The 17,731-nt window shown below is 59.1% G+C and carries 18 protein-coding genes and 1 tRNA gene; 8 read left to right on the forward strand and 11 right to left on the reverse strand.

All coding sequences use genetic code 11. The features are described 5' to 3' along the window. Positions 1 to 73: 73 nt before the first annotated feature. The 6 genes from VOI23_RS03715 to VOI23_RS03740 all read left to right on the forward strand — a co-directional run bounded on the left by VOI23_RS03715 (position 74) and on the right by VOI23_RS03740 (position 4,959). The gene (locus VOI23_RS03715; protein WP_323781711.1) at positions 74 to 790 is read left to right on the forward strand and encodes a uroporphyrinogen-III synthase; all 717 of its coding nucleotides are present in this window, start codon (positions 74 to 76) and stop codon (positions 788 to 790) included. 53 nt (positions 791 to 843) lie between these two features. After that, a complete protein-coding gene (locus tag VOI23_RS03720) occupies positions 844 to 2,118 on the forward strand; it encodes a hypothetical protein (protein ID WP_323781713.1) in 1,275 nt (424 codons plus the stop codon). A gap of 14 nt (positions 2,119 to 2,132) precedes the next feature. Continuing rightward, complete coding sequence (locus VOI23_RS03725) at positions 2,133 to 3,641, forward strand: heme biosynthesis protein HemY (RefSeq protein ID WP_323781716.1); 1,509 nt, start codon at positions 2,133 to 2,135, stop codon at positions 3,639 to 3,641. Positions 3,642 to 3,685: 44 nt separating this feature from the next. After that, a tRNA-Thr gene (locus VOI23_RS03730) sits at positions 3,686 to 3,761 on the forward strand. 121 nt (positions 3,762 to 3,882) lie between these two features. Then, positions 3,883 to 4,335 carry a hypothetical protein gene (locus VOI23_RS03735; RefSeq protein WP_323781718.1) on the forward strand — a complete coding sequence of 151 codons (453 nt, stop codon included), beginning with the start codon at positions 3,883 to 3,885 and terminating at the stop codon, positions 4,333 to 4,335. A gap of 222 nt (positions 4,336 to 4,557) precedes the next feature. After that, positions 4,558 to 4,959: a Rap1a/Tai family immunity protein gene (locus tag VOI23_RS03740; protein WP_323781721.1), complete on the forward strand. Its 402-nt coding sequence runs from the start codon at positions 4,558 to 4,560 to the stop codon at positions 4,957 to 4,959. Positions 4,960 to 5,040: 81 nt separating this feature from the next. Here the strand turns inward: VOI23_RS03740 and VOI23_RS03745 are convergent, their stop codons facing one another. The 5 genes from VOI23_RS03745 to VOI23_RS03765 form a co-directional block, all read right to left on the reverse strand. Further along, entirely contained in the window at positions 5,041 to 5,535 is a 495-nt protein-coding gene (locus VOI23_RS03745) for a hypothetical protein (RefSeq protein ID WP_323781724.1), read from the reverse strand. Positions 5,536 to 5,662: 127 nt separating this feature from the next. Continuing rightward, complete coding sequence (locus tag VOI23_RS03750; protein ID WP_323781727.1) at positions 5,663 to 5,968, reverse strand: winged helix domain-containing protein; 306 nt, start codon at positions 5,966 to 5,968, stop codon at positions 5,663 to 5,665. Positions 5,969 to 6,080: 112 nt separating this feature from the next. Then, entirely contained in the window at positions 6,081 to 6,251 is a 171-nt protein-coding gene (locus VOI23_RS03755) for a helix-turn-helix transcriptional regulator (RefSeq protein WP_323781730.1), read from the reverse strand. Between the two features lie 35 nt (positions 6,252 to 6,286). Continuing rightward, entirely contained in the window at positions 6,287 to 7,009 is a 723-nt protein-coding gene (locus VOI23_RS03760) for a hypothetical protein (RefSeq protein ID WP_323781733.1), read from the reverse strand. Further along, on the reverse strand, positions 7,010 to 8,206 hold the full coding sequence (locus VOI23_RS03765) for a tyrosine-type recombinase/integrase (RefSeq protein ID WP_323781736.1): 1,197 nt from the start codon (positions 8,204 to 8,206) through the stop codon (positions 7,010 to 7,012). A 552-nt stretch (positions 8,207 to 8,758) separates the two neighbouring features. Here VOI23_RS03765 and VOI23_RS03770 point away from each other — a divergent pair. Both VOI23_RS03770 and VOI23_RS03775 read left to right on the forward strand, forming a co-directional pair. Then, on the forward strand, positions 8,759 to 9,691 hold the full coding sequence (locus VOI23_RS03770) for a 3-hydroxyacyl-CoA dehydrogenase NAD-binding domain-containing protein (protein WP_323781739.1): 933 nt from the start codon (positions 8,759 to 8,761) through the stop codon (positions 9,689 to 9,691). A 251-nt stretch (positions 9,692 to 9,942) separates the two neighbouring features. Beyond that, a complete protein-coding gene (locus VOI23_RS03775; RefSeq protein WP_323781742.1) occupies positions 9,943 to 11,727 on the forward strand; it encodes an SLC13 family permease in 1,785 nt (594 codons plus the stop codon). Between the two features lie 88 nt (positions 11,728 to 11,815). Here the strand turns inward: VOI23_RS03775 and VOI23_RS03780 are convergent, their stop codons facing one another. Genes VOI23_RS03780 through VOI23_RS03805 form a run of 6 tightly spaced genes read right to left on the reverse strand, consistent with a single transcriptional unit; the run spans position 11,816 to position 17,626 of the window. Next, complete coding sequence (locus tag VOI23_RS03780; protein WP_323781744.1) at positions 11,816 to 12,262, reverse strand: HAD family acid phosphatase; 447 nt, start codon at positions 12,260 to 12,262, stop codon at positions 11,816 to 11,818. Continuing rightward, positions 12,250 to 12,813 (reverse strand): histidine phosphatase family protein, encoded by a 564-nt coding sequence (locus tag VOI23_RS03785; RefSeq protein WP_323781747.1) that lies wholly within the window; start codon positions 12,811 to 12,813, stop codon positions 12,250 to 12,252. Before VOI23_RS03785 ends, VOI23_RS03780 begins: the two co-directional genes overlap by 13 nt. Continuing rightward, positions 12,810 to 13,895 carry an MBL fold metallo-hydrolase gene (locus VOI23_RS03790; RefSeq protein WP_323781750.1) on the reverse strand — a complete coding sequence of 362 codons (1,086 nt, stop codon included), beginning with the start codon at positions 13,893 to 13,895 and terminating at the stop codon, positions 12,810 to 12,812. The genes VOI23_RS03785 and VOI23_RS03790 overlap by 4 nt, the downstream gene beginning before the upstream one ends. Next, a complete protein-coding gene (locus VOI23_RS03795; protein ID WP_323781752.1) occupies positions 13,888 to 14,964 on the reverse strand; it encodes an ABC transporter ATP-binding protein in 1,077 nt (358 codons plus the stop codon). Before VOI23_RS03795 ends, VOI23_RS03790 begins: the two co-directional genes overlap by 8 nt. Next, on the reverse strand, positions 14,952 to 16,658 hold the full coding sequence (locus tag VOI23_RS03800) for an iron ABC transporter permease (protein WP_323781755.1): 1,707 nt from the start codon (positions 16,656 to 16,658) through the stop codon (positions 14,952 to 14,954). Before VOI23_RS03800 ends, VOI23_RS03795 begins: the two co-directional genes overlap by 13 nt. Continuing rightward, positions 16,655 to 17,626: an ABC transporter substrate-binding protein gene (locus tag VOI23_RS03805; RefSeq protein ID WP_323781756.1), complete on the reverse strand. Its 972-nt coding sequence runs from the start codon at positions 17,624 to 17,626 to the stop codon at positions 16,655 to 16,657. The genes VOI23_RS03800 and VOI23_RS03805 overlap by 4 nt, the downstream gene beginning before the upstream one ends. Positions 17,627 to 17,731: the final 105 nt, after the last annotated feature.

Below are 17,731 nucleotides of genomic sequence, written 5' to 3' on the forward strand. Positions count from 1 at the left end.
TCCTGCCCGTTGCATGAATGCTTCCCCGCAGGTAACACCGTAGGCAGGTGCAAACAATCCCGGCGCGCGTGAAATGGCGACACTCCTGCTGACCCGGCCCCTAGCGTCTTCGCAGCGTTTCGCGGCTCAGCTTCGGGACCGTTTGGGCGATCTTCCCGTTTTGATTTCCCCGGTTTTGCGGATCGAAACAATTTTGCCAGCGCCCGATTTGACCGGTATGCAGATGCTGATCTTTACCTCGCAAAACGCTTTGGCGGCCCTAAAGGCGGGGCAGGGACGGCGATGCTATGTTGTAGGATCGGCAACAGCGGCGGCGGCGCGGGCCAAGGGGTTTGATGTCATAGCGATGGAACGCGATGCCCAAACTCTGTTTCAGCGGATTATGGCCGATGCGCCTCAGGGTCCGCTGTTGCATCTGCGGGGGCGTCATGCGCGCGGGAATCTGGCCGGCCGGCTGACCGCTGCGGGCGTGGCAACCGGGGAACAGGTAGTTTACGAACAACTGGAAACACCTTTGACTGAGGACGCAAAAACCCTGCTAGCGAGCGATCAGGCCGTGATCGTGCCTCTTTTTTCGCCACGCAGTGCAAAACTCTTCGCGGCGCAGCAGGCGGGCGACGCGCCCTTATTGATCGCGGCGCTAAGCGATGCGGTGACTGAGGCGTTGGATACATTGCCGGTTTTTCGGATTGAGAGGGCACATTCACCCGACGCCGAGTCAATGATCGATACGATAGAGGGACTGTTAGACGCAGCTAGGTCGCTTGAGGCTTCACGCGCCGGAAAGTAAGCTTGGGTAAAATTGAGCTTCGAGAATATTAGAGATTCGAAAGGTAGTCGCAGGTGTCCGATCCAAAGAAATCCCCGGAGAATTCCGAAGATCATCAGGCAGAGACCGAAGATGCCGTAAATGTTGACGCCCCGGATGCGGAAGCTGTCGCGGATTCTCCGAATGACTTGGTGGAAAATCCTGCCTCGGAAGAAGAAAAACCTGAGGCCGCAGAAAAAGACACGTTTCTCATTGCCGAGGATGAGAGCGCTGAATCGTCTGATGGACCGGATGTGACCGAAGCCGAAGCGTCCGGGGTTCTGGACGAACCGGTAGCAGACAACATCGTTGAAAATGCGCTTGCGGATGCTGCACCAGAACCGGTTGTCGTGCGCAAGGGCGGGTTTTGGCCCGCGCTATTGGGCGGTGTGATCGCTGCGGGGGTCGGGGCAGGCGGGGCACTCTACCTGTTCCCCGAAGGCATTTCAGGCAGCAACACCGTTACCCAGTTGCAAGCTCAAACAGAATCTAGCTTGTCAGCTCAGACCAGGCGGATCGACGATTTGGCCGCACAGGTCGATGCAATCAAGCTACCGCCCGATCTGAGCGCCGAGTTGACGAAGGTTTCGCAAAGTGTGTCGCAAAGCACCATACAGGTGGAGCAGCTTGCGACTCAAATCGCAGGCTATGAGGATCGCCTGAACAATCTGGAAAAGCGCCCAATCACCGAATTCGCATCGAAAGAAGCTGTCGATGCCTATGAACGCGAATTGCAGGCGTTGCAGGACGCGATGGCGACACAACGTGGCGAGATCGAGGATATGTTGGCCGCAGCCGAAGCCAAGGAAGCGTCGGCAGCACAAGACGCCCGCTCTACGATGCTGCGCGGGGCCGTGGCGCAGATTCAGGTCGCGCTGGATACCGGCGGGTCCTTTGCCGAATCTTTAACCGAACTGGAACAAGCCGGTGTCGCGGTGCCGGACATTCTGATCCGTCTGGCCGATGGTGCGCCCAGCCTGATCGCGTTGCAGGACAGTTTCCCCGATGCCGCCCGCGCCGCGCTGAAAACATCGCGCGAAGCGGAAACCGGTGGCGGCACACTGAAGTTTCTGCGCGATCAGCTAGGGGTTCGGTCGCTTGAGCCACGTGAGGGCGACGATGCTGACGCGATCCTGTCACGTGCCGAAGCCGCGTTGAAAGCCGGTCATTTGGCAGATGCCATGGCCGAATTGGAGGCCCTGCCCGAAGATGGCCGGGTCGAACTGACCGATTGGATGGCGCAGGCCACCGCCCGTGCAGATGCGTTGGCTGCGGTCGCCGCGTTGCGCCAGCAAGTAATGAGCAAATAAGAGGATAACGATTTATGCTTTGGTCTCTTATCAAGATTGTCGTTTTCGTTGTCCTGGTCGCCGCGGCTACGCTTGGCGCCGGATATCTGCTGGAAATGGATGGCGGTGTAAGGATTGCCTTTGGCGGGATAGAATTCAGTCTGACCCCGCTCAGCGCCGTGATCGCCTTCTTGGTGCTTTTGCTGTCTCTGTGGCTGCTGTTGAAGCTGGCTGCGCTGGCCGTGGCGATTCTGAAATTTCTCAACGGTGACGAAACCGCCCTATCGCGCTATTTCGACCGCAACCGGGAACGCAAAGGATATCAGGCCCTGACCGACGGCATGATGGCGTTGGCATCGGGCGAACCGCGTGTGGCAATGCATAAGGCGGCGCGCGCCGAACGCTATCTTGCTCAACCAAACCTGACCAATTTGCTGACCGCGCAGGCGGCGGAAATGGCGGGCGACAGCAAAAAGGCGCAAGAGGTCTATAAGCGGTTGCTGAAGGATGACAAAACACGGTTTGTCGGCGTTCGCGGCATCATGAAACAGAAATTGTCGCAAGGCGATACCGACACCGCGCGCAAACTGGCCGAAAAGGCCATCGCGTTGAAACCCAAGCATGAAGAAACCCAAGACACGCTTCTGCAGTTGCAGGCTCAGGCCCGCGACTGGTCGGGCGCGCGTGGCACGCTGAACCTGAAGCTGAAGAACGGCACCCTGCCGCGTGATGTTCATAAACGCCGCGATGCCGTGTTGGCCCTGTCCGAGGCGAAGACGATCCTGACCGAAGGCAACAGCATCGAGGCGATGGAAGAGGCGATTGAGGCCAACCGCCTGTCGCCCGATCTGGTGCCGGCGGCTGCTTTGGCTGCGCGCGGGCTGATTGAAAAGCAACAGCTACGCAAGGCGGCAAAAATTCTGAAGAAGGCTTGGGCTGTCCATCCGCATCCGGATCTGGCCACCGCATTCGCCGCGATCCATCCCGACGAAACCGCCGCTGAACGGCTGAAACGGTTCCGGCCATTGCTGCATCTGGTGCCCGATCACCGCGAAGCCAAGCTGTTAGAAGCCGAGTTGCAAATTGCGGCCGAAGATTTCCCCGCCGCGCGCCGCGCGCTGGGCGATCTGGTCGAGCATGATCCGGATTCCCGGGCGCTGACCATAATGGCCGCTGTGGCGCGCGGCGAAGGGGCGTCCGACACGGTGGTCAAGGGGTGGCTGGCGCGGGCGCTGAACGCACCGCGCGGGCCACAATGGGTTTGCGATAAATGCCACAATATCCATCATGAATGGGTGCCGGTTTGCGAAAACTGCGGCGCGTTCGATACCCTTGTCTGGCAATCGCCGCCCGAGTCCGAAATTGCCTCGGCATCAAGCATGGCGATGCTGCCGCTGATCGTCGGATCGCTGGAGGACAAGAGCGGTGAAACCGAATCGGATCAGGCCGATCTGGTCGAAGATGCTGAAATTCTGGACCCGGCCGCGGACGACGACACCGTTGCAGAAGCGGCCGACCGCCCCGGGGAAGACGCCGAAAAATAGGTCTTTTCCAAGATCGGGCGGGGTGCTATAGCCCCGCCTACCAGGCCGCTGTAGCTCAGCTGGTAGAGCACGTCATTCGTAATGATGGGGTCGGGGGTTCGAGTCCCTTCAGCGGCACCATAAAATCTTCATAAGATAATGAAACTTAACGAGAAAATTGGTTTGTTCTTGTTAATGTCCACCCTTTTGCCCACCCTAATAGCGTTGATGGAAGTGCTCAGACGGGTAAGTTTCCAAATCTTTGACCGAAGTATTCAATGAAACCCGAGTTGCTGCATCCCTCAAAATTGTCGAGTTCGGCCACCAACCGATTGAACGTCCGCCAGTGCATTCCCTTCGGCTTCGCCCCGAAGTCATCTCCATGCTCCCAGCCAAGCTTACACCTAATGGTGTCAGCTCGCCGTTGCATACGTTGAAAGCCGTGCTCTCGCTGAGAAGGATAGGCCAAATTGTGGCAATGACGGCAGGCGAAAATCTCGCCACCGTACAGAAGCGCCACACGCCGTCTGCAACCGCGCGCTGGGCAAAGAAACCAAACACGTTCTCCGCCCAGGTTGCAGGGTGTTCTATCCAGCCAAACCCGATAATTCCAATCCTGCCAATCCGCGCCATGGTCGCGCGACCGGTAGATGAGCCTCACGGCTTCACACTCCACGGCAACACGGATAGAGCCGACTACATCGCCTTCTCGTGACCACTGCCAGCCGAAGGCTGCGTTCGCTTTCAGAAGCCCGTCCCGCGCCCAGCGCCGCACGTCGAGCCTACGATAATCAGTAGTGGTACTCTTGGCATCCCAGTGCCAGTGACGCCCGCTGCCTATGCCGCCCATATCTGCCTCCGGATTTTACCGAAATCATTTGTAATTCTTAGGCCTTCGGGCAAGCTTACCTTGGGCTTAGGGCAAAAGGAACGAGCTATGCTTTTTTACCGACTGATTGCATCGCTTTTTTTATTGCTCCTTTGCGCGCCCCTTCGCGCGGAGCCGTTTACGGGCAATACCATCCTCCAAGCTTGTGAATCGGAGAATCCCGTTGGGGTCGAAAGCGGATTCTGCATAGGTTTCATTCTGGGATCTGTTGAATCCATGAAGTGGGGGGCGTTGGTCGGGGTGGTTGCATCTTCATCGAATAAGTTGGAGCCAGACAAATTTGATATATTGTCCAGTGTCGCGCTTGGTTTCTGCATCCCGTCTGCTGTTGAGAATGGCCAAGTCGTCGATATCGTCGTTCGGTATCTGACGGCCAATCCAGAAATTCGCCACGAGAGCGCGCGAACTCTCGTGCAGTCTGCGTTGCAAAACAGTTTTCCGTGCGAGTAGTCAATCACATGGATGGGCACGCAGCCCATGGCAATATCTATATGTGTCCTTTTATTTGTGCCTCGGAAACATTGATAAAATTCATCCTCGCGTCACAATTTTGAGGACAGGTTTGCCGCTATCGTGCCCGATTTCGCTTTCAGTGTCACAATCTTTGTGACGGGCCTGCACCGTTTTTGTGCGGGGCTTTTTCATTTCCTTCCAGCGCATGAAGCCACGCTCGGCAGGCTTGCCATCAGCAGTAGGAATCTCTTGCAGCGCCCACAGTGCAGCTTGCCCAATTCCAGAGGGGCCAAGATGCGGGCCTTGCGTCATCGAAATGAAGCCGCGAGCCTCCAATTCCGCGAACCATCCACCTACCGTGTTGCGGTGTACATTCAACGCCTTTGCGGCGTCCCGGTGACTGAGAACAATTCGGCCATTGTTCCGCCCGTTGAAGCGCCGCTTGAGTTCGATGTAGAGCGCCCTTGGGCCGGGTCTCAGTGTTGCCCAGGCTTCCGTCGCTTGCAGGTATTCGGGAAGCTGGACGTGACGCCCAGCCCCCTTTTTGTTGCGCTTGTATGATTTACTCGCCATCAATCCGGCCTGTGAAAGTGAAGGTCAAAGATGATCCGTGCAATATGCCCATCCAGCCCGAATTGGTGGCGCAGTCGCTTTTCCACCTGGTCGCGCGGGGTGGGGCGGGATGGGGGTTGCTTGCAAGTCATGCTGTACGCGCCTCCAACCGCTTCACGGTGGCCTTGAGTACGTAACGGGCATGAGTACCCGCGAACGGGCCGTCATGCGACTCTGTGACGGTTTCTATGGGCACCCCCAGCTTACGCAGGTTGTGAACGTAGCCGCTCCAACGCGGGCCGGGGGTGTCGATAGGTGTGCAACCCTTGGAGCCGGACTTGACAAGCGCCTCCAGCGCCCAGCGGTCACGGCCTGAAACCGCCACCGCATCTGTAAGCCCGTTGGGGTGAGTGATGGAAAAAAGGGCAGCGCCCCAGTCGGATTTTCTTGCCATGTTTGGCCCTTTCGATTGAAAAGGCGCGGCGTTAGGCGTATGAAAGAGGGGTATCCACCAAGATATATTCCCGCCCATACGCCCAGCGCGCCCGCGCCAGGTGGGGCGGGTCTTATCCCGCATTTTCCGCCAGAGCGGCGTCGATATCGGCCTCCACCCAATACAGGCGGGAACCGAGTTTCACGGGCTTGGGCAAACGGCCCAATTCCACGTCACGATAAATGGTGGTGCGACCACGGCCACCGAGTTTTTCTTGCAGGTCGCGGAAAGTGAGATAACGCATTTTGAGACACCTTATTGTTTGGTGCCCCCAGAATATCAACGGTGCTTCGCGGCTGTCGAAAGGTGCATTCTCGCGAATTGACCCCACGGGTTCAAAATCCGTAGTTTCCTCCTTTTTGAAAGCCCCAAGGCTATCATCGTTTCTTCGTTCAAGAAATCGTCAAGAGCGTCCGCCCATAGCGTGAATTGAGAGTTCTTGTGTGGTCTAGTCCAATCACGGATAGCATTGTACGAGTAGTGAATTCCGAAGGATTCCAACGCATTTTTCGCATATTCTACCGCGCTATCGGACGGGCTGGCATCGCTACGCGTTTTCTTGATTGAATAAGCATCGCATAGGTAAGAAATCATTCGCGTTGTGACCCATTGAATGGCAAAATTTCGCCCGGGTATTGCTCCGCTTTCAGAAAAACCCACTTTTTTTCCCAGTATCAATTGTGAGCAAATCGCCCGCAAAGGTTCTGGAACAGGTTCGCCGTTCCACACGTTTGCATGACAAATCTCCCTGACAATTTCAAAAATAACTTTGTTGCCATGGGACATTACCGCCAACTGGTCGGCAGTTGCTTCCTCCACGCGATAGAAAACTCGATTATGAGCCAGCACGATTGCCTCTATGCCCGGATGCAACGACATAAGTACTCGCTTATAGTCGACTTCGCGCAAATCTGCGACCTCATCACATCCAAACTGCTTAGCAGCTTCTTCCAATATTTCTTTTGCAAGTTCGAAAGGTGGAATGTCAGGCTTTTCTACCATCTAGGCCGTCCCATGGAATTGGGCGACTTGACTATTTTTAAAGCAGAGAAGCCCTGCCCACCGCTCCATCAATGCCCGCCGTTGCTCTAAAAAATCCGTCCGCCGATAAGCCCGCTCCACCTTGCCGCCTACCGTATGACCCAGCGCCGTTTCGGCCGCGTCATGCGGGGTGTTCGTTGCCTCGGCGACCCAATCGCGGAAACTGGAGCGGAAGCCATGGGGACGCTCTGCCATACCGCGCCGCTCCATAAATTTGCCCATGGTCATGTCGGAAATCACGCCTTTGCGGATGCCGGGAAACAGGAAGCCGTCGCGGGCGAACGGCGTGGCCTCAGAAATGGCCTTTTGCGCCTCTTGCGAGAGGGGCACCCGGAAATCCTCGGTCGCGTCCCTGCGGCCTTTCATGGCCTCTGCGGGGATGGTCCAGATATCACCGTCGATCTGGTCAAGGTGCAGATGGCGCAAAGGTGCGCTGCGCACCGCCGTCAGGATGAGCAGGCGCAACGCCAGTTCTGTGACCGATCCACCGTCGAGCGACTGGTAGAAGGCGGGCACGTCCTGCCAGTACAGGCTGGGAATGTGCTTAGCCTTGTGTCGTTGCCTGCCCAAAAGTGCCTTTGCCTTGTCGGTGGCTTGCAAGTCCACGTCCAAGCCCAGCGCTGCCGCGTGGCGCATACAGATGGACAGGCGGTTAAGCGCCTTGCGGGCCGTGTCGGCCTTGTCGTGCCAGATAGGCGCAAGCGTGTCGCGGATATCGCGCTGGTCGATCTGCGAAACCGGCATTTTTCCCAGCTTCGGCAGGACGTGAATTTCCAAGGGGCTGAACCAGCGCCCTGCCTTGCCGTCGCCCTTCAGTTCCGCTTTGCGGCTTTCGAAGGCGTCGAGAGCGATATCGCGCAGAATGTACAGGTTGTATTCGGCCTCGCGTTTCAGGCGCTCGCGTTCCTTGATGGGGTTTTTGCCGTCCCGCACGACCGCGCGCCATTTCTCGGCCTCCTGTCGAGCTTCCTTCAGCGAGACGCCCGGATAGCCGCCAAGGCCCATTTCATGGCGACGCCCAAAACTAGTGTAGCGCAGGAACCATTGCGACCCACCATAGGCACGGACATGAAGCCACAGTCCGCCACCATCCGAATACTTGCCTGGTGGCTTGGCCTTTAGCTCTGCGTTGGTCAGCTTGTTTTTAGGGTGTGCCATTTTTCGTCCACCTATTCGTCCACCCACTATATATGGAATACAGTAGGACGTAATGGAACAGTTCGGAACGGGGAAATCCAATAATTGATGGCTATAGCTCGCGAGCCGGTATGTGGTGGATTATCAAGATATAGGTTTTTGATGCCCTTCAGCGGCACCACTTTCCTATCCAAACATGGTCAAAGATATACAAAGAACCCTAATATTTATGGGTTTTAGCGGCAGATTCTTGTCGGTTTGGGACCAAACTAATCTGAGTGTAATCCCTCGGATGCCGCCAAAGGATAGGCAGATTCGAAACCTGATACAGGTTGCATGACAGGGTGATTTGGTGCCGGCGCAGGCCGCTATGACGGGCAGGTATCGGGCATGACCGCGACCCGACGGCGATTTGCCTGCAATCTGTGATCGCAGCGACCGATCTGCGATGGATACTAGAGGACAGACCGGGGTCTCCTGCCCCTAATACGGCGTTTTCGGAATTGGTATTTGTCTTGCGCCGATGTCCCGCATAACGAAACACTGTGATCACGAAACGCAAAGAGATTCCCGATGAACGAAACGGAACAGACACCAAAGATTGCCATTCTGGGCGCTGGCCTGATCGGTGTGGCCTGGGCCGCGCTGTTTCAGCATCACGGTGCCGATGTGTGTGTTTGGGATCCTGAGCCTGATGCGCTTGCCGCAACTGCTGGGCGTATGAATGCACCGATGGCGCAATTGTTCGAGGTGGCACCGGATGCCGGGCCGCGCGGTACACTGACCCTGTGCGAAACTCTGGCCGAGGCGGTCACTGGCGCGGATTTGATTCAGGAAAACGCGCCCGAGGCTATTGCCCTGAAACATGCGCTTTATGCAGATGTAGAGCCTTTGATGGCGCCGGATGCAGTGCTGGCGTCATCCACTTCGGCGCTGACTTGGTCCGACCTTCGCCCCGGCCTGAAAGATCCGGCGCGTTTGATCACCGCGCATCCGTTCAACCCTCCACACCTGGTTCCGCTGGTCGAAATCTATGGCACAGACCCGGATAGGATCGCCCGGGCCGAAGCGATCTATCGCGCTGCCGACCGGGTGCCGGTGCGGCTGAAAAAGGACGCCACCGGCCATATCGCAAACCGGCTTGCTTCGGCGCTTTGGCGCGAAGCGGTGTTCATGGTTCAGGACGGCATCGCGGATGTCGAGGCGATCGATGCCGCTCTCGTCAACGGGCCGGGCCTGCGCTGGTCGGTGCTGGGCGCGCATATGGCTTATCATCTGGGCGGCGGAACGGGCGGCATGGCAGGCTATCTGGCGCATCTCGGGCCAAGTCAGGAACGACGCTGGGCGGCGTTGGGCGCGCCGTCCCTGACCCAGGATGTTCAGGACGCACTGGTCGCGGGCGTCATGCGCGAAGCCGCCGGGCGCGAGGTTGCCGAGCTGGAAACAGTTCGTGACAAAGCTCTGATTGCGGCGCTGCGCGCCCGCAAGGATGCGCCGCAGGTCTGACATTCCCGCCGCCCCCGATTGCGGCGTACCGGTAAAAAACGAGTTTGCCCAGATCCCCACACAGACCGCAGGCATTCAGCTTTTGGTTTGGTTGGATGCCTCTGGTCTTGAATATCAGGTTTTTCCGCGCCGTAGTGGACGCTATGATCTGACAAACCGTCGGCGCGTTCGATAGGGCCGATGGGAAAATTATTAAGGGGGTGCTGGATGGTCTGCCCCTCACCATATCACGCGTGTTCGGAACTTTTCCTATGAAATTCATGATTGACGACCAGACGCTCCTCTTCATCCTGTTCGTGGTGATCTTCGTGATGCTTGTCTGGGGTCGGGTCCGGTACGATCTTGTGGCATTTGCAGCCTTGATTTGTGCTGCGGCACTGGGCCTTGTGCCGTCTGAGGAGGTGTTTTCCGGATTTGGTCACTCGGCTGTTGCGATCATTGCGCTGGTATTGATCGTAAGCCGGGGTCTGTCATCCTCGGGAGCAGTCGAACTGATCGCTGCCCGGATCATCAAACCCGACCGTCCTTTGCCGCTTCACATCGCCCTGATCGCAAGTGTGGGGGCCCTGCTTTCGGCAGTCATCAACAATGTCGCGGCGCTTGCGCTTCTTATGCCACTTGATGTGGAGGCCGCGAACAAAGCCAAGCGTGCTGCCGGTCAAAGCCTGATGCCGTTGTCTTTCGCTACCATCCTTGGCGGCATGGTCACGCTGATCGGGACCCCACCCAACATTGTCATATCGGAGTACAGGCAGGACGTTTTGGGTCAATCGTTTTCTATGTTCGATTTCACGCCGGTCGGGCTGGCGGTTGCGATTGCGGGGATCGCCTTTGTTTCGCTTGTCGGGTGGCGGCTTCTGCCCTCCAGAACCTCGGTTGCGGAAGTAGAACAGGAAATCCGCAATGGCCGCTACGTAGCCGAACTTCAGGTTGACGAACTGCCATCGGAACAAGAGACAACGGTGCAGCAGCTTTATCCGACAGCGGACGATGCGGATGTTCACATCGTTGGTTTGATAAGTCATGGCAAGCGGCGGCCAGGACTGGCAAGCCGCGAAACGCTGCGCACCGGAGATTTCCTTGTCGTCGAAGGAGAACCCAAAGCCATCGAGGCTTTCATGGGTAAGGCTGCGCTCAAATTCGCCGGATCGGAAAAGCACGAAGGCGGTGTCACGGCTCCGGGTCTTACCCTGCAAGAGGCGATCGTGCCGGATGGCGCGCGCATCAACGGTCGTACGGCGCGCAGCCTGAATCTTCTGCACCGCCATTCGGTGACGCTTCTGGGTGTGTCGCGCGAGGGTAGGCGGTTTCGGGACCGGGTCCGGCTTCTTACCATTCGTGCGGGCGATGTGCTTTTGCTTCTCGGAACCCCGGAACGCGTGGCAAGCAGCATTGAATGGCTCGGGGTGCTTCCGATAGAGGGTCGCAGAACCGAAGTGATTCAGCGTCCCAAGGCGGGTCTTTCCATTGGCATTTTTTTCGCTGCGGTCGCGCTTGCCGTTGCCGGGGTGATTTCGCTCTCGGTTGCGCTTTCGGGCGCTGTCATCGCTTTTCTCGCCCTTGGGCTCGTGAGTGGACGCGAAATTTACATGTCGATTGAATGGAAAGTCATCGTCCTGTTGGCGAGCCTGATTCCGCTTGCCGAAGCCTTTGAAAGAACCGGCGGCGCACAGGTTGTCGCCAATCAGATTCTCCTACTGACAGAGGGCAGTGCACCCTGGGTTACCCTGGCCGTGCTGATGGCGGTGACGATGACGATGTCGGATTTTCTCAACAACGTCGCAACGACATTGATCGCGGCGCCGATTTCGCTCTCGATCGCAAGCGCGCTGGATGCAAACCCGGATACGTTTCTTATGGCCGTCGCGGTCGCCGCGTCCTGTGCGTTCCTTACCCCCATCGGACACAAGAACAACACCATCATACTCGGCCCCGGCGGCTATCGCTTTTCCGACTACTGGCGTATGGGATTGCCGCTTGAGATCCTCGTCATTGTGGTCTCGGTCCCGGCGTTGCTCTTCTTCTGGCCGATTTGACGAAGCCAACATAAGCCCGACCAAAAGGGCTACCCAACAAGTGCGGCCCCTAGCCGACATTCATTGGTGCTAGGCGTTTCGCAAGGCGTCAGAAATCACCGGGCGCACATTGAAGACATGTCAGCCCCGTCCCGCGCCAGAAGTCGACGACTGCGCTGCGATCATCGACCACGAGCCAAGGGCGATAGCCATCTGCGTGGATACGATCGAGGGCAGAGCGTTTCACCTCGGGATCGCTGGCATGATCTTCGTCCCGGCGGCGCAGATAAAGCGCATCGTGCTGGATGCCCACGGCCGCAAGCCACGCTGCCGTTTGATCGCGCCATCCTTCCGGGCGTCCGGAGCACAACACGATTGCTTCGCCTTGCGCTTTCAATCGGGTCAGAAGCCGCAACACGGGTTCGATCACCGGGGCCGAGGCCATCGCGTCGTGGAAGGCATCCCAATGTTTGATCTCGCCGTGGACCAGATGCCCCAAGCGCGGCGCATCGAATTCGGCCAGCGTTCCGTCAATGTCGAAGATCACGCAATCCATCTGTTATCCTTCTTGTGCAGCATGGTTTCGCGCCAACCCTCCGGGACGGGCGCGAAAAGGTAGGGCGTTGAATTCGCTGGCGACGGACCATGCGGTGATGCGCCGGTAATCTGTCGCGCGGCGCGCACGACACCAGAATGGGCAACCAGAACCGGAAGCGCCCCGTGCGCGCGGTCCTGCGCGATACACAAGGCGGCGCGGACCCGGACGATCATGTCCGGCCACGACTCGCCGCCTTCTGGCGTTTCTTCGCGCGGTGGCGCGTCGGACACGGGTCGGCCTTCGAAGCGCCCCCAGTCGCGTTCCCGCAGATCTTCAAGCAGGATCGGTTCGCGGTCGGGAAACGCCAATTCTGCGGTCTGACGTGCGCGCTGTTGCGGGCTGGCAAACAGGGCAATCGGGTCGGGCCAGGGCCACTCGGCAAGCGCGCGTGCAGTGGCGCGGCCTGTTTCGGTCAGCCTTGCTTCGATGCGACCGGCAATCACACCGTCGCGGTTGGCATCGGTCTGACCATGACGGATCAGGATGAAGGGACGCGTCGGAGCGATCACAGCAGGCACCTTTCGTTCAACATCAGCGCCGCGTTGAATCTCGGTTCAAGCAAATAGTCCTCCGGCTGGTTGCAGAAAAGCGGCGCGAAACGACGCGCGCCAAGCCGCCGGACCATGCCGATCTGATCAGACAGTGGCGGATGCACATTCCAGCGCAGAAACCTGCCCCCTTGCGCCGCAATCGCGCGGGCATGGGCGGTCATATGACCGGTAAACAGAACCATCGATTCCTGCCCCAACCGGCCGCTATCACGCCAATCCTGCACCAGTTGCCATGCTGTGCCGCCATCGGCATTGGGCGTATCGCAGATCAGAAAGCGCGCTGATGGGTCAAATTTTCGATCCAGCAGCGGCGTCAATGCTTCCGCATCTTTGTTCAGGCTGCCGCTGGAAATCGCCCTGCCGATGGCAAGGCGGCAACTGTCATCAATGGACAGCGCGCCGTGCCGCATGAGATGCAGCGCCAGTTCGCCCGCCCGGCCCGAAGGCGGGACAGGAAACAGGATTTGCCGCTGGCGCAGGTCCTCAAGGGTTCGGTCCAGCGTTGCCAGACGCTCTGCCTGTGGCACGTCATCCAGATGATACGAGGAATCGACCATCGCGGTTGCTGCGGCAGGGGGGTGATCAAAGGCGAACCAGCTGCTTTCTTCGGACCAGTCGCCGGAAAAGAACAATCCGTCCCCGAGGTCGAAATGGAACCAGACGCCACCAAGCGCATGGCCATTGCGCCCGGTGGTGACGGTGATGCCGTCGATCATCGTCTGACCGATCTCAGGCAAAGGATCGACGGCCGCGCCGGGCGGCAGTGAGCGGGCGGTCTGAGCCGTACAATGTATCGGCAATCCCGCCGCCACGGCATGGGCAGCGCCACCGATATGGTCGATATGGTCATGGCTGATGAAAACCCGGTCCGCCCCATCCAGCCAGTGCGGTTCAAACGGCGATGTCGCTTCGGGGCCAAAGCCCACATCCAGCACCCAAATTGCGCGACCGGTCCACAGACGGATGCAGGCGGGTCCTTTTTCGCCCAGACCGGACAGGACCTCGACCCAAGGAGCGATTGAGGAATGGGTGTCACGCATGGATCAGGGTCTTCGGCATCAGGGTTTCCGCCTCGGGATCGAGAAAGGCCCACGGGTCGCGGATCGTCACCCCGATCAGTTCTCCGATTGCCGCCCGTTGCGGCGCGAAGGCCACCAGCGCTTCACCTTCGGCATCCAGAACAAGCCGGAAGCGGCCGCCCAGATAGGTGCAGCTGCTCACCCGCGCGCGCAACGGCGCATCGTCAGACAGGGTGATCGCCTCGGGCCGGATGCTGACATGGCTGGGGGTGGCGGTGGCGCTGCGGCACCAGATGTTCTGCCCCAGAACAGACAGCAGAACCCGCCCCGGGTCTGACTGCCCGGTCAGCCGCGCCGGAACCACCGCGCCATCGCCGACGAAGCCAGCGACGAAGCAATCCGCAGGTTCGCGATACAGGATTTCGGGGGCGGCGAATTGCCGGATCCGCCCGGATTCCATTACTGCCACCCGGTCGGCCAGCGCCAGCGCCTCGCTTTGGTCGTGGGTCACGTAAAGCATGGTCGCATCGGTGCGCCGGTGGAACATCGAAAAGACATCCTGCATTGATGCGCGCAAGGCCAGATCGAGATTGGCCAGCGGTTCGTCCAGCAGCACCGCGCGCGGTTCGAAAACAAGGCAGCGAGCCAGCGCGACGCGCTGACGTTGACCGCCGGACAATTGTGATGGCATCCGGTCGGCGAAATCGCGCAGCCCGGTCAGGTTCAGCGCCTCGGCCACCCGCGCTTCGCGTTCGGCGCGCGGGAGGCGGCGAACTTCCAGCGGATAGGATACGTTGGCGGCGACGCTCTTATGCGGCCAAAGCGCGTAAGACTGAAACACGATGCCGATTTCGCGCGCTTCGGGCGGCGCGAAACAGCCTGCACCTGCAACAGTATCGCCACCGATCCGAATCTCGCCCTCATCAGGCTGTTCGAACCCGGCGGTCAGGCGCAGCAACGTGGTCTTGCCGCAGCCCGAGGGCCCAAGTAGGGCCACGAATTCACCAGACTCGATCACGGCGTCGATCCCGTCCAGCGCGGACACCCCGTCGAACCGTTTGGTGAGGTTGGAAAATGTCAGCTCTGCCACGGGATCACTCCTTTCGGGAATCGTTTTGCCCCGGCCTGAACCAGCCCCATGAGCACGATGATGAGAACAACGATCGACATGGCCAGCGCCGAGGCCATTACCGTTTCGCCGCTGTCTTCTAGGTTGTAGATGACGACACCCAGCGTTTCGGTCCCCGAGGACCACAGCAGCGCCGAAACCGTCAATTCATTCACCGCTGTCAGGAAAACGAGGATCGCCCCGGCAGCAGCGGACGGCGCAGCAAGCGGCAGCACGATGTCGCGCAAGCGGCGTCCTAGCCCGGCCCCGACGCTTGCGGCGGCTTCTTCCATTGCAGGGTCAAGCTGGGCAATGCTGGCCTGAATCGGGCGCAGCATCACCACGAAGAACCGGGCGAGGTACGCCATCAGGATAATCCAGATGGTGCCGTAAAGCGTCAGATCGGTGAATGGAAGGTTGAGGAAAGTCAGGATACAGGCGATCGACAACACTACGCCGGGCAGCGCGTAAGGCAGGTCGATCAGCGCATCCAATACCCGGCTCAGGCGGTTCGCGCGGCGTTCCATCAACCATGCCAGAGGGAAGCTGATCGCCATCAGGATCATCGCTGCAAGCACCGCCAGAAACAGCGAATTGCTATAGGCGCGGCGGGTGACTGGCTGAACGAAGAGAACCTCGATCCACGCCTTGATCGTGGCGCTGTCAAAGGTCAGCGGCACCCCGTATGCCGGAATCAAAGAGGTCGCCAGAAGCGCGAACAACGGCAAAGCGAGGATCGCGAATATAAAGACCCAGAGCGTGATTTCCAGCAGCAGGCGCGCGCGGCCCAGCGACAGCGCCAGCGGCACGCCGGACAGGCCGACAAGTCCGAAGCCCTGACGCGACAGCATGGAGCGGCTGATCAGTACACCTGCGATCGCCACCGCGCCGATCAGCAGCGCCAGCACCGCGACTTCGGGCAGGACGCTGGGCCCCATGCCGACCAGTCGCTGATAGATCAGCGTCGGCAGGGTGGAATAGCGCGCGGGAATACCAAGCATCGCCGGGATGCCGAAATTGCCCAAAGCGGTGACAAAGGCCATCGCAGCCCCCGCAATGAGCGATGGCATCGATAGTGGCAGCACGATCTGCGCCCAGACCCGGAAGGCCCCGGCGCCGGACATCCGAGCGGCCTCGACCAGGTCAGCGGGGATCATGCGCAACCCCGCGCGAAGGGTCAGGAAAACCAGCGACGCGTGTTGAATGCCCAACAGAATGATGATGCCGGTGGCGGAATGCAGCGGTTGCGGGCTGCCGAGGTGGGGCGCGATCCCGAGCATTTTCAACACCACCGAAGACGGTCCCGTCATCTGCATCCAGGCCAGCGCGGTGATCTGCGGCGGGATCATCATCGGGATCATCAGGCAAAACACCAAGGCGCCCTTGCCGCGAATGTCGGTCAGCGCCACCAGAAAGGCGAAGGTCGCGCCGATCAGCACCGACAAAACGGTGCCACCACCCGCAGTCAGAAGCGAATGGATCAGCGCCGTGCGGGTGCTGTCACGGGTCAGAACGGTGGTCAGGTGATCGGTTGTAAAACCGTCACCGAAACCGACTCCTTCCAGCAATAGCCGCAGCACAGGTCCGAGAGCAATAAGACCGACAGGAAGCAAAATGAGAGGCAGCAGCCGGTCCAGAGACCGGCTGCTGCCATTGTCGACAGACGCCAAGCTCATTGGATGTCAAACACCTTGGCAAAGCGCGCCTTGTTGGTTTCGGTGTCGGCCAGAGCCTTGGCGGGATTGAACGCCATCAGCTTAATTTCGTCGCGTGACGGGAACCCTTCGGGGCTCGCCACGCCATTGCGTGCCGGGATATAGCCCATGTCGACAACCAGTTCCTGACCAGCTTCGCTAAGCAGGAAATCGACGAATTTCTCGGCCGCTTTCATGTGCTTGGTCCCGGCCATGATGGCGACGGGTTCGGTGACGTAGGACACCCCTTCTTCGGGGAAGACGAACTCGACCGGCGACCCTTTTGCCTTGGCGCGGATGGCCAGAAAATCGACCAGAACGCCGTAAGGTTTTTCACCTGCTGCAACGGCTTTGAACGTGCCGCCGTTACCGCCCTGCGCGCGCGCGTTGTTCGCGGCCAGATCTTCGTAATACTTCCAGCCCAGTCCGTCGGTGCCGGTCACGGTCGCCAGGTGGATCAGCGCGGCGCCGGAATAAAGCGGCGAGGGCATCGCGACGAGATCGGCCATTTCCGGTTTCGCAAGGTCGGCCCAGGATGTCGGGGCGATTTCGGCGCCGGTGTTGTAGACGATACCGGTAGTGATCAGCTTGGTCGAATGGTAATAGCCTTCCGCGCTGTAGAGCGAAGCGTCATAAGCCGCATCTTCGGGTGATGCGTAGGCAGCCAACCGACCCGCCTGAGCCAGACCTTCTAGTGTCACCATGTCAGCGATCAGCAATACATCGGCCTGCGGCGCGCCTGCTTCGATCTCTGCGGCCACGCGGGCCATCATTTTAGTGGTGCCGTCGCGGACCCACTCAACATCGATATCGGGGTTGGCCGCCTTGAAGGCGTCAACGGTTTGCTGGGCATCTGCGTTTGGTTGCGACGTGTAAAGCGTCAGCGTTTCAGCAACAGCCATAGAGGGCAGCGTCAAGGCAATAGCGGCGGCCAGAAGGGAACGGGACATCGGTTTCTCCATACAGAGTTGATTTTCGTACGAAAGCAAAATGGAAGAATTTGGCTCTCTTGAACGCTTCCTACCTCCTTCTCGTGAAGCTTTAGTGACAGACAT

This window comes from Thalassovita sp., assembly GCF_034670005.1.
Classification (GTDB): Bacteria; Pseudomonadota; Alphaproteobacteria; order Rhodobacterales; family Rhodobacteraceae; genus Thalassobius.

Excerpts from the sequence above, each read along its gene's own strand:
- VOI23_RS03750 (WP_323781727.1), bottom strand. The coding sequence starts at position 5,968 with ATGGCAAGAAAATCCGACTGGGGCGCTGCCCTTTTTTCCATCACTCAC.
- VOI23_RS03805 (WP_323781756.1), bottom strand. The coding sequence starts at position 17,626 with ATGTCCCGTTCCCTTCTGGCCGCCGCTATTGCCTTGACGCTGCCCTCT.
- VOI23_RS03760 (WP_323781733.1), bottom strand. The coding sequence starts at position 7,009 with ATGGTAGAAAAGCCTGACATTCCACCTTTCGAACTTGCAAAAGAAATA.
- VOI23_RS03775 (WP_323781742.1), top strand. The coding sequence starts at position 9,943 with ATGAAATTCATGATTGACGACCAGACGCTCCTCTTCATCCTGTTCGTG.
- VOI23_RS03770 (WP_323781739.1), top strand. The coding sequence starts at position 8,759 with ATGAACGAAACGGAACAGACACCAAAGATTGCCATTCTGGGCGCTGGC.
- VOI23_RS03755 (WP_323781730.1), bottom strand. The coding sequence starts at position 6,251 with ATGCGTTATCTCACTTTCCGCGACCTGCAAGAAAAACTCGGTGGCCGT.
- VOI23_RS03745 (WP_323781724.1), bottom strand. The coding sequence starts at position 5,535 with ATGGCGAGTAAATCATACAAGCGCAACAAAAAGGGGGCTGGGCGTCAC.
- VOI23_RS03790 (WP_323781750.1), bottom strand. The coding sequence starts at position 13,895 with ATGCGTGACACCCATTCCTCAATCGCTCCTTGGGTCGAGGTCCTGTCC.
- VOI23_RS03725 (WP_323781716.1), top strand. The coding sequence starts at position 2,133 with ATGCTTTGGTCTCTTATCAAGATTGTCGTTTTCGTTGTCCTGGTCGCC.
- VOI23_RS03740 (WP_323781721.1), top strand. The coding sequence starts at position 4,558 with ATGCTTTTTTACCGACTGATTGCATCGCTTTTTTTATTGCTCCTTTGC.
- VOI23_RS03780 (WP_323781744.1), bottom strand. The coding sequence starts at position 12,262 with ATGGATTGCGTGATCTTCGACATTGACGGAACGCTGGCCGAATTCGAT.
- VOI23_RS03715 (WP_323781711.1), top strand. The coding sequence starts at position 74 with ATGGCGACACTCCTGCTGACCCGGCCCCTAGCGTCTTCGCAGCGTTTC.
- VOI23_RS03765 (WP_323781736.1), bottom strand. The coding sequence starts at position 8,206 with ATGGCACACCCTAAAAACAAGCTGACCAACGCAGAGCTAAAGGCCAAG.
- VOI23_RS03800 (WP_323781755.1), bottom strand. The coding sequence starts at position 16,658 with ATGAGCTTGGCGTCTGTCGACAATGGCAGCAGCCGGTCTCTGGACCGG.